Source organism: Streptomyces sp. NPDC059668 (assembly GCF_042734135.1).
In the GTDB taxonomy this organism is placed as follows: domain Bacteria; phylum Actinomycetota; class Actinomycetes; order Streptomycetales; family Streptomycetaceae; genus Streptomyces.
The window spans coordinates 32,569-42,911 of sequence record NZ_JBHWEL010000029.1; the positions used below are offsets into that span (position 1 = coordinate 32,569).

Annotated in this window: 8 protein-coding genes; 7 read left to right on the forward strand and 1 reads right to left on the reverse strand. The window is 73.6% G+C overall.

Going from position 1 to position 10,343, the window contains the following annotated elements:
- Nucleotides 1-7: 7 nt before the first annotated feature.
- Complete coding sequence (locus ACFV2J_RS21760) at nucleotides 8-3,121, reverse strand: FAD-binding and (Fe-S)-binding domain-containing protein (RefSeq protein WP_385440076.1); 3,114 nt, start codon at nucleotides 3,119-3,121, stop codon at nucleotides 8-10.
- 190 nt (nucleotides 3,122-3,311) lie between these two features.
- Here ACFV2J_RS21760 and ACFV2J_RS21765 point away from each other — a divergent pair, with 190 nt between their 5' ends.
- From ACFV2J_RS21765 to serC, 7 genes are all read left to right on the forward strand, one after another.
- Nucleotides 3,312-5,009: an ATP-binding protein gene (locus ACFV2J_RS21765; RefSeq protein ID WP_385090203.1), complete on the forward strand. Its 1,698-nt coding sequence runs from the start codon at nucleotides 3,312-3,314 to the stop codon at nucleotides 5,007-5,009.
- Nucleotides 5,006-5,413 (forward strand): roadblock/LC7 domain-containing protein, encoded by a 408-nt coding sequence (locus tag ACFV2J_RS21770; RefSeq protein WP_148008979.1) that lies wholly within the window; start codon nucleotides 5,006-5,008, stop codon nucleotides 5,411-5,413. Before ACFV2J_RS21765 ends, ACFV2J_RS21770 begins: the two co-directional genes overlap by 4 nt.
- On the forward strand, nucleotides 5,410-5,757 hold the full coding sequence (locus ACFV2J_RS21775) for a DUF742 domain-containing protein (RefSeq protein ID WP_385090207.1): 348 nt from the start codon (nucleotides 5,410-5,412) through the stop codon (nucleotides 5,755-5,757). Before ACFV2J_RS21770 ends, ACFV2J_RS21775 begins: the two co-directional genes overlap by 4 nt.
- Nucleotides 5,738-6,394 (forward strand): ATP/GTP-binding protein, encoded by a 657-nt coding sequence (locus tag ACFV2J_RS21780; protein ID WP_385090210.1) that lies wholly within the window; start codon nucleotides 5,738-5,740, stop codon nucleotides 6,392-6,394. Before ACFV2J_RS21775 ends, ACFV2J_RS21780 begins: the two co-directional genes overlap by 20 nt.
- Entirely contained in the window at nucleotides 6,391-7,599 is a 1,209-nt protein-coding gene (locus tag ACFV2J_RS21785) for a cytochrome P450 (protein ID WP_385090213.1), read from the forward strand. Before ACFV2J_RS21780 ends, ACFV2J_RS21785 begins: the two co-directional genes overlap by 4 nt.
- A 127-nt stretch (nucleotides 7,600-7,726) precedes the next feature.
- Entirely contained in the window at nucleotides 7,727-8,938 is a 1,212-nt protein-coding gene (locus tag ACFV2J_RS21790) for a cytochrome P450 (RefSeq protein WP_385440081.1), read from the forward strand.
- Nucleotides 8,939-9,089: 151 nt separating this feature from the next.
- Nucleotides 9,090-10,208 (forward strand): phosphoserine transaminase, encoded by a 1,119-nt coding sequence (gene serC / locus ACFV2J_RS21795; RefSeq protein ID WP_385090218.1) that lies wholly within the window; start codon nucleotides 9,090-9,092, stop codon nucleotides 10,206-10,208.
- The last annotated feature ends 135 nt before the right edge of the window (nucleotides 10,209-10,343 follow it).

Consider the following 10,343-nt stretch of genomic DNA (forward strand, 5'->3'; position numbering starts at 1 on the left):
TCCCTACTCAGGACATTTCGCCATTCTCGTGCCCATGCCCGCGGGCCGCCCCTCGGCCGGAGTCGTCGAGCGCCTCCGCCAGCACCTCCGCCAGGTGCCTCCCCCCGCGGCCCGTCAGCTGCTCCAGCTGGGTGCGGCAGGAGTAGCCGTCCGCGAGGAGCACCGCGTCGTCGCCGGCCGCCGCCACGGCCGGGAGGAGCTGTTCCTCCGCGCAGGCCACCGACACGTCGTAATGGCCCTTCTCGAAGCCGAAGTCGCCCGCGAGGCCGCAGCAGCCACCCACGAGGGAGCCGGTAAGACCCGCCGCCGCGCGCAGCCGGCGGTCGGCCGCGTCGCCGAGGACGGCGTGCTGGTGACAGTGGGTCTGGCCGACGACGGGGCGGTCAAGCGACGGGGGCGACCAGTCCGGGGCCAGCCGTTCCAGCGCCTCGGCGAACGTGAGCACCGCCGAGGCCAGGCGCGCCGCGCGCGGGTCGTCGTGGAGCAGCTCCGGGAGGTCCGTGCGCAGCGCGGCGGCACAGCTCGGTTCGAGAACGACGACGGAGGGGGGCCGCGGGTGGACGTCCGGATCCAGGAAGGCACCCATCAGGTCGAGTGTGCGGCGCATCACCGCGCGGGCGAGGTCGAGCTGGCCCGTGGAGACGTACGTCAGACCGCAGCAGACGCGGCCCGCGCGGCCCACCGCCCACGGGGCCGGGCCGTCCGGGCCGCGGCCGGCGTCCGGCGCCCCGGCCGTCCCCTTCTTGCCGCCCTTCCCCTTCTTGTTCCCGCCGCTCCTCCAGGGGCTCCCCAGTTTCCTCATGGCCACCGTCGGCGTCAGCATCACGTCCACACCGGCCGCCTCCAGGACCCGTACGGCCGCCCGCCCCACCGACGGTGAGAGGTGCTCCGTGAAGGTGTCCGGCCACAGGAGGGCCACCTCCGCCGGGGCGACGGCGCCGTTGCCGGGTACGCCGTCGACGCCGTACTCGCCGGTCCCGTACGCCCCCTCGCGCATCATCCGCCGCACCCGCTCCTTGAACCGCCGCTGCCACCACCGGCTGAACGTCTCGGGCGCCAGACGCGGGATTGTCCGCTCGGGCGCGATCCCGGCCAGCCGCTTGGCCACCGCGGCCGGCGGACGCAGCGAGGACAGGGCGTTGAGCAGCCCCGCGGTCCTGGTCCGGGCGACCAGACCGAGCCACTCGGGCAGCCGTCCGAGGGCGTAGTGCGCGGCGGGGCGGCGCCGGCCCGCGTAGTGGTGGTGCAGGAACTCGGCCTTGTACGTGGCCATGTCGACGCCGACCGGGCAGTCGGAGCGGCAGCCCTTGCAGGACAGGCACAGGTCGAGCGCGTCACGGACCTCCGTCGACCGCCAGCCGCCGGTGACCACCTCGCCCGCGAGCATCTCGTGCAGCAGCCGCGCGCGTCCCCGGGTGGAGTGCTCCTCCTCGCCCGTCACCCGGAACGACGGGCACATGACACCCGTGTCGGCGGGCGTGGTCGTACGGCATTTGGCGACCCCCACGCATCGGCGCACCGCCGCGGAGAAGTCCCCGCCGTCCGCCGGATATCCGAACGCCACGTCCACCGGTTCGCGCGGCAGCACCGCGAACCGCAGGTTCTCGTCCAGCCGGTGCGGGCGCACCAGCATTCCGGGGTTGAGCAGGCCGTCCGGGTCCCAGAGGTCCTTCGCCCGCTCGAAGAGGCCGACGAGTTCGGGACCGTACATGAGGGGCAGCAGCTCGGCCCGGGCCTGCCCGTCGCCGTGCTCGCCGGAGAGCGAGCCCCCGTGCGAGACCACCAGTTCCGCCAGTTCTCGCGAGAAGCCGCGGAAGCGCGCGATCCCCGCGCTCGTCAGCAGGTCGAAGTCGATCCGGACGTGGATGCAGCCGTCCCCGAAATGTCCGTACGGTGTGCCGCGCAGCCCGTGGGCCGCCAACAGGCCCCGGAAGTCCCGCAGATACGCCCCGAGCCGGGCCGGCGGCACCGCGCAGTCCTCCCAGCCGGGCCACGCCTCTGCCCCGTCGCCGGGCATCCGGGTCGCGGTGCCGCTCGCGTCCTCGCGCAGTCGCCACAGGGCTCGCTGCCCGGCCGGGTCGGTGACCACGGTGGCGTCGAGGACGTCGGCGGCGCGCAGGATCGCCCCGGCACGCGCGCGGGCCTCCGCCGGGTCGGCGCCGCCCGTCTCGACGAACAGCCAGGCCCCGCCCCTCGGCAGCCCCGCGCCGGCCGGCACCAGGTCGGCGGCCATCCCCTCCACCGTGAGCGGCCCGAGCGGGAGCAGCCCGGCGGCCGCCTCCGCGGCCGCGCCCTCGTCGGCGTACCCGAGCACGGCCAGCGCCGTCGCCCGCGGCGCCTCGACCAGTCCCACGACCGCTTCGGTCAGGATCCCCAGCGTGCCCTCGGAGCCGCAGAGGGAGCGGGCCACGTCCGCGCCCCTCTCGGGGAGCAGGGCGTCCAGCGCGTAGCCGGAGATGCGGCGGGGCAGCTCCGGGAAGCCGGTGCGCAGACGCGCCAACTCGCCCTCCACCAGGGCACGGAGGCCGGGCGGGGCGCCCCGCCAGTCCCGGCCGGCCGTGCGGGCCTCCCCCCGGCCGGTGAGCACCGACAGCTCGCGCACGCTGTCCGCGGTCGTGCCCCACGCCACCGAGTGCGACCCGCACGCGTTGTTCCCGATCATTCCGCCGAGGGTGCAGCGACCGTGGGTGGAGGGGTCGGGGCCGAAGCGCAGACCGTGCGGGGCGGCGGCTTCCTGGAGGCGGTCCAGGACGACTCCGGGCTGCACGACGGCGGTGCCGGACCCGGGATCCAGCGCGACGATCCGGTTCATGTGCCGGGTGAAGTCGAGGACGACGCCGGTGCCGGTCGCCTGGCCGGCGATCGAGGTGCCGCCGCCGCGCGCCACGACCGGTACCGCGAGCGCGCGGCACACGGACAGCACGGCCGCCACGTCGTCGCTGTCGCGCGGGGCCACCACGCCGAGCGGGACGCGCCGGTAGTTGGACGCGTCCATGCTGTTCAGCGCGCGTGCGGTGGCGCCGAGGGAGACTTCGCCGCGCACCTCCGCGGCGAGCCGTGCGCGTAGTGCGGCCCGCAGTTCGCGAAGCTCCGCCGGTCCTCGATCGCCAAGATCCGTCATGCCTCCAGGATGGCCCCGCACGGCGTCCCCGGCCGGTACCCGGGGCCCCCGAATCGCCGTCCGATGACGGGACCGGATCCGGAACCTTCCCAATGCGATCACGAACTCTCATATAGTGACCGCGAATTGAGTATCAGGTGTCGCCTCTCGCCCAGGAAACGACCGAGGACACGGACCGAGGACAGGATTCATGACCGCGCCCAGCCCCTCCGGCGAACGACCCACCCTTCGCGCCACAGCGCCCGCACCCCTGCTCACCGCCGCCCTGGCGGCGCTCGCGGTGGTCGGCGCGGTGGCGACCGCACCGAACTCCGCGCGGGTACCCGTGGCCTGGGTCACCGGGACGGCCGCCGTGCTGCTCTGCGTGGCCGTGGCGGTCGCCACCCGCGCCGTCCGGACCGCGCAGCTGGCCCGGCGCCGCCTCGACGCCGTGAGCCAGGACGCCGGCCGGCTCCTCCAGGAACGGGCCCGCCAGGCCGAGGAGTTCCACCAGGAGCGGACCCGCCTCGCCGAGGAGTCCGCCCGCGACCGGACCCGGACGGCCGACGCCGAGGCCCGTGAACGGGCCCGTCTCACCGCCGACTTCGAGACCGAACGGCAGCGGCTCCGCGCCGAGATCACCGAGGAGCAGCGCCGGTCCGCCGAACTCTCGTCGGAGCGGGCACATCTGACGGAGCGGATCCGGCAGGCCACGAGCGAACGCGCCGCCGCGATCTCGGCCACCGCCAACGCGGCCGGCCGCATGCAGGCCCTCTCCACGGCCATGCTCGCCGACCTGCGCGCCATGGAGGAGAAGCACTCCGACGAGGAGGTCCTCGCCGATCTCCTGCACCTCGACCACCGCACCGCGCAGGCCGGCCGGCTCGCCGACTCCGTCGCCGTCCTCGCGGGCGCCCGCTCCGGCCGCCGCTGGGCACGGCCCATCGTCATGGAGTCGATCCTGCGCGGCGCCATGGGACGCATCGGCGGCTACCAGCGGGTGCGCCTGCACTCCTCCAGCGACGCCGCCGTCGCCGGACACGCCGCCGAGGGCGTGATGCACGCGCTCGCCGAACTCCTCGACAACGCTGCCAACTTCTCGCCGCCGACCGCCGAGGTCCACGTGTACGTCGAGGAGGTCCCGGCCGGTGTCATCGTCTCCGTCGAGGACAGCGGACTCGTCATGGGCGACGTCCAGCTGCGCCGCGCCGAGCGCGCCGTCTCCGGCGACGGCGCCGAACTGGGCGGCCTCACCGGCACCCGGCTCGGCCTCGCGGTGGTCGGCCGGCTCGCCCGCAAGCACGGTCTGAAGGTCTCCTTCCGGCCCTCCGCGCGGGGCGGCACCGGCGTCCTGGTGCTCATCCCCCAGGACCTGCTGTCCCTGCCCTCCGCGCCCGCCCCGGCGACTCCCCGGGCAACGCCCGCCGCGGCACCGGCCCCGGACCCCGACCCCGCCGAGACCCCCACCGCCGCGGCCGGGGACCACCCCGTGGCCCAGCCGGCACCCCAGGCGTCGTACGCCGCCGCCCGGGCCACCGAGGACCTCGACCCGGACCCGGTCCCCACCCACGACTCACCCCGGCACGAGGACGCCGAGTCCGCCGCCGTCAGCCTGCCCAAGCGCCGTCGCGGCCGCACCCTCGCGCACGCCGAGCGCAGCCGCGCCCGCCTGGCGGACCAGTCCGCCGAACCCGAACCCCGCACCACGGACTCCAAGGTCACGGCCGCCCGGTTCAGCAGCTTCCGCCAGGCCGTCCGCGGCACGGCACCGGACCAGGCCGCGGTCCAGGGGACCGTGCCCGACGACTCCGTGCCCGCCCCGGCGTACACCCCCGAGAACGCCGTACGCGACGAAACAGCCGTACGGGACACCCACCCCCCGCACCCGGAAGGCGACACCACTTCATGACCGGCACCACCACCGCCGACGAGAAGCTCTCCTGGCTCATCGAGGGCCTCCTCGAGCGCACCCCGGGCGCCCGGCACGCCCTCGTGCTCTCCCGCGACGGCCTGAAGCTGTGCCGCACCCCGGAGCTCACCGTCGACCGGGCGGACCAGCTCGCCGCGATCGCCGCCGGCATCCAGTCGCTGTCCCACGGCGCGTCCGTGGAGTTCGGCGACGGCAGCGGCGGTGTGCGCTCGGCGATGACCGAGTTCTACGGCGGGGTCCTGTTCATCGTGGAGGCCGGTGACGGCGCCCATCTCGCCGTCGTCACCGCCGAGGACGCGGACGCCGGCCTGGTCGGACACAACATGAGCGAGCTCGTGGAGCAACTCGGCGAACACCTGAGCGCGCAGCCCCGGACGTCATGAGCCGTCCGGGCAGGGACGACGCGCCCGACCGGCTGTACACCCTCACCGGGGGACGCAGCGGTTCCGGGCCGGACACCCCGTTCGACCTCGTGACGCTCGTGGTCGCCGAGTGCGACCCGGTCCTGGGCATGCAGTCGGAGCACGCCGCGATCCTGCGGCTGTGCGAACGGCCGACGGCGGTCGTGGAGATCGCCGCCGTGCTGAAACTGCCGGTGTCCATCACCCGGGTCCTGCTCTCCGACCTGCTCGCCGCGGGCCGGGTCAGCGCCCGCCACCCGCAGAAGGCAGCACTACCCGATCCCGACATCCTGGAGCAGGTGCTCGTTGGACTACGCAACCTCTGACGCGAGGACCCCGCTGGGCGCCACCGCCGACAACGGTCTGAAGATCGTGGTCGTCGGCGGTTTCGGCGTCGGCAAGACGACCCTGGTCCGCTCCGTGAGCGAGATCCGTCCCCTCAACACCGAGGAGACGATGACCCGGGCCGGTGAGGCGATCGACGACATCAGCGAGGTCCGCGGCAAGTCCGCGACCACCGTCGCCTTCGACTTCGGCCGCATCACGCTCGACGCCCGCAACGTGCTGTACCTGTTCGGCGCGCCCGGCCAGGAACGCTTCTGGTTCCTGTGGGACCGGCTCTTCTCCGGCACCCTCGGCGCGGTCGTCCTCGTCGACACCCGCCGCATCGACGACTCCTGGTACGCGATCGACCGCCTGGAGCACCACGGCACGCCGTTCATCGTCGCCTGCAACGACTTCGGCGGCCCGGGGCACACCCCCGCCGAGATCCGCGAGGCCCTCGACCTCGACCCGCACGTCCCGCTCATCGACTGCGACGCCCGCTCCCGGGAGTCCAGCAAGCGGGTGCTGATCACCCTGGTCGAACACCTGAAGACCGTGTACGCCGCCCCGGCCGGAGCCACCGCCTTGGTCGCCCCGGCCACCGAAGAAGCCACCAAGTCCCCGGAGTTGGCCCTGTGACGTCCGCCCCCGTGCCCCTCAGCGGGCCCCGGTTCCAGACCGAACCCGCCGAGCTGTACCGGGAGATGCGGCGCGACCACGGTGCGGTGGCCTCCGTCGTACTGGACGGCGACATCCCGGCGTGGCTGGTGCTCGGCTACCGCGAACTGCACCAGGTCACCGGCGATCCCGTGCTGTTCAGCCGGGACTCCGACCTGTGGAACCAGTGGGACCGCATCCCCGACGACTGGCCGCTGCTGCCGATGATCGGCCGCAAGCAGCCCTCGATCCTCTACACGGTCGGCGAACGCCACCGTGAACGCGCCGCGATGATCAGCGAGGCGCTGGAGGCCGTCGACCCCTTCGAACTGCGCTCCCACGCCGAGCGGTTCGCCGACGAACTCATCGACGCGGCCTGCGCCAAGGGCGAGATCGACCTCGTCGGGGACTACGCGGCGCTGCTGCCCGTACGCGTCCTCGCGACGCTCTACGGCTTCTCCGAGGAACAGGGCCCCGGCCTGGTCACCGCCCTCAACGACATGATCAACGGCCGGGCGGGAGCACTCGCGGGACAGCAGCACCTCGCCGGCTCCATGGCGCAACTGCTGGCCGACCGCAAGGCCGGTCCCGCGAACGACGTCGTCTCCCGGATGCTCGCCGACCCCTCCGGCTTCACCGACGAGGAGATCATCCAGGACCTGATGGTCATGATGGCCGCGGGCCACCAGCCCACCGCGGACTGGATCGGCAACTCGCTGCGCCTGATGCTCACGGACGAGCGCTTCGCCGCCTCCCTCTTCGGCGGCCGCAACAGCGTCGCCGAGGCCATGAACGAGGTGCTCTGGGAGGACACCCCCACCCAGAACGTCGCCGGCCGCTGGGCCTCCCGCGACACCCAGCTCGGCGGCCACCGCGTCCGCGCCGGCGACCTGCTGCTGCTCGGTCTCCAGGGCGCCAACTCCGACCCGCAGGTCCGCACCGACGGCTCCGCCCTCACCGGCGGCAACAACGCCCACTTCTCCTTCGGCCACGGCGAGCACCGCTGCCCGTTCCCGGCCCAGGAGGTCGCCGAGGTCATCGCGCGCACGGGCATCGAGGTCGTCCTGGACCGGCTGCCCGACATCGACCTGGCGGTACCCGCCGGCTCCCTCACCCGCCGGCCCTCACCCTGGCTGCGCGGCCTCACCGAACTCCCGGTGCGCTTCACCCCCGTACCCGCACTGTGAGACTCCACCGCGCCCGGCCGGCCCGCGTGTCCGGCCGGGGTCCGCGGAGGCCTCGTCGGCACGCGCCGTCGCCCCGGCCCCCGCGACGACGCGGCAACCCCACCCCGGCTCCTGGAGGCATCCCCGCATGACCGCACGTATCGCCCTCGACCCCTTCGTGTCCGATCTCGACGGCGAGAGCGCCCGGCTGCGCGAAGCCGGTCCGCTGGCCGCCGTGGAACTGCCCGGCGGCGTACCCGTCTGGGCGGTCACCCACCACGCGGAGGCCCGCGCGCTGCTCACGGACCCCCGGCTGGTGAAGGACATCAACGTGTGGGGCGCCTGGCAGCGCGGCGAGATAGCCCCCGACTGGCCGCTGATCGGTCTCGCCAACCCCGGCCGCTCCATGCTGACGGTCGACGGCGCGGACCACCGCAGGATGCGCACGCTGGTGGCGCAGGCGCTGACACCCCGCCGGGTGGAGCAGATGCGGGAGCGGATCACCAAGCTGACTCAGGGGCTGCTCGACCAGCTCTCCGCGGACGCCGGTGTCGTCGACCTGAAGGCCGACTTCGCCTACCCGCTGCCCATGTACGTCGTCGCCGACCTCATGGGCATCGAGGAGTCCCGGCTGCCGCGTCTCAAGGAGCTGTTCGAGAAGTTCTTCTCGACGCAGACCCCGCCGGCCGAGGTCCTCGCCACGCTCACCGAGCTGGCCGGGATCATGGCCGACACGGTCGCGGCCAAACGCGCCGAGCCCGGCGACGACCTGACCAGTGCCCTGATCCTCGCCTCCGAGGACGGCGACCACCTCACCGACGAGGAGATCGTCTCCACCCTCCAGCTGATGGTGGCGGCGGGACACGAGACGACGATCTCCCTCATCGTCAACGCGGTGGTCAACCTGTCCGCCCATCCGGAGCAGCGCGCGCTCGTCCTTTCGGGTGAGGCGGACTGGTCGGCGGTGGTGGAGGAGACGCTGCGCCACTCCACCCCCACCTCGCACGTCCTGATCCGCTTCGCGACGGAGGACGTGCCGGTCGGCGACAAGGTCATCCCCGCGGGTGACGCGCTGATCGTGTCGTACGGCGCGATCGGTCGCGACGAGAACGCGCACGGCCCGACGGCCGGGGACTTCGACATCACCCGCACCAGCGCGAACCGCCACATCTCGTTCGGCCACGGCCCGCACGTCTGCCCGGGCGCGGCCCTGTCCCGGCTGGAGGCGGGCGTCGCGCTGCCCGCGCTGTACGAGCGCTTCCCCGCCCTCGACCTCGCCGTCCCCGTCGCGGAGTTGCGCAACAAGCCCGTGGTGACCCAGAACGACCTGTTCGAACTGCCGGTCCGGCTGGCCCCGTAGCCCTCCCACGGCTCCCCCGCGACTCCCCGCGGACTCCTCCACGGGGGCGGGCTCAGGACCGTGGATCACCCCGCAGCCGCGGGCCGGCCGGGTCGTCTCATCGAACGGACACGCTTCCGTCCGGTTTCACCGAAGAGATACCCTCCGGCTCGTGGCTGACATCCAGATCCCCGCTGACATCAAGCCCGCCGACGGACGATTCGGCGCCGGCCCCTCCAAGGTGCGGACGGAGGCCCTGGACGCGCTGGCGGCGACCGGCAGTTCGCTGCTCGGTACGTCCCACCGCCAGGCGCCGGTCAAGAACCTGGTCGGGAGGGTCCGCGAGGGTGTGCGCGAACTGTTCTCGCTGCCCGACGGGTACGAGGTCGTCCTCGGCAACGGCGGCTCCACCGCGTTCTGGGACGTGGCGACCCACGGCCTGATCGAGAACAAGTCGCAACACCTCAACTTCGGTGAGTTCAGCTCCAAGTTCGCCAAGGCCGCGAAGCTCGCCCCGTGGCTCGCCGAACCCACCGTGATCGTGTCCGACCCCGGCACCCACCCCGAGCCCTCGGCCGAGGCCGGCGTCGACGTGTACGCCTTCACCCACAACGAGACCTCCACCGGTGTCGCCGCCCCCGTCCGGCGGGTCGCGGGCGCCGACGAGGGCTCCCTCGTCCTCGTGGACGCCACCTCCGGCGCCGGCGGCCTGCCGGTCGACATCGCCGAGACGGACGTCTACTACTTCGCCCCGCAGAAGTCCTTCGCCTCCGACGGCGGCCTGTGGATCGGTGTCTTCTCCCCCGCCGCCATCGAGCGCGCCGAGCGCGTCCACGCGTCGGGCCGCCATGTGCCGGAGTTCTTCTCGCTCCCCACGGCGATCGACAACTCCCGCAAGAACCAGACGTACAACACCCCGGCCCTCGCCACCCTCTTCCTGCTCAACGAGCAGCTGGAGTGGATCAACGGCCAGGGCGGCCTGGCCTGGTCCACCGCCCGCACCAAGGACTCCTCGACCCGGCTCTACACCTGGGCCGAGGACTCCAAGTACGCCACCCCGTTCGTCACCGACGCGGCCAAGCGCTCGCAGGTCATCGGCACGATCGACTTCGACGACGAGATCGACGCCGCGGCCGTCGCGAAGGTCCTGCGCGCCAACGGCATCGTCGACACCGAGCCCTACCGCAAGCTCGGCCGCAACCAGCTGCGCGTCGCGATGTTCCCGGCGATCGACCCGGCGGACGTCGAGGCGCTGACGAAGTGCATCGACCACGTCATCGAGAAGCTCTGACCCCAGCCGTGCACGGAAGGGGGGGGGGGGGGGCGCGCCCCCCGCCCGGGCGCCCCGGCAGCAGCACCCCCCGCGCCCCCCCCCCCCCCACACCCCACACACACCCCCCCGCACCCGCCCCCCCCCCCCCGCCGG

Coding starts and splice junctions, on each gene's coding strand:
- ACFV2J_RS21760 (WP_385440076.1), bottom strand. CDS start 3,121: ATGACGGATCTTGGCGATCGAGGACCGGCGGAGCTTCGCGAACTGCGG.
- ACFV2J_RS21765 (WP_385090203.1), top strand. CDS start 3,312: ATGACCGCGCCCAGCCCCTCCGGCGAACGACCCACCCTTCGCGCCACA.
- ACFV2J_RS21770 (WP_148008979.1), top strand. CDS start 5,006: ATGACCGGCACCACCACCGCCGACGAGAAGCTCTCCTGGCTCATCGAG.
- ACFV2J_RS21775 (WP_385090207.1), top strand. CDS start 5,410: ATGAGCCGTCCGGGCAGGGACGACGCGCCCGACCGGCTGTACACCCTC.
- ACFV2J_RS21790 (WP_385440081.1), top strand. CDS start 7,727: ATGACCGCACGTATCGCCCTCGACCCCTTCGTGTCCGATCTCGACGGC.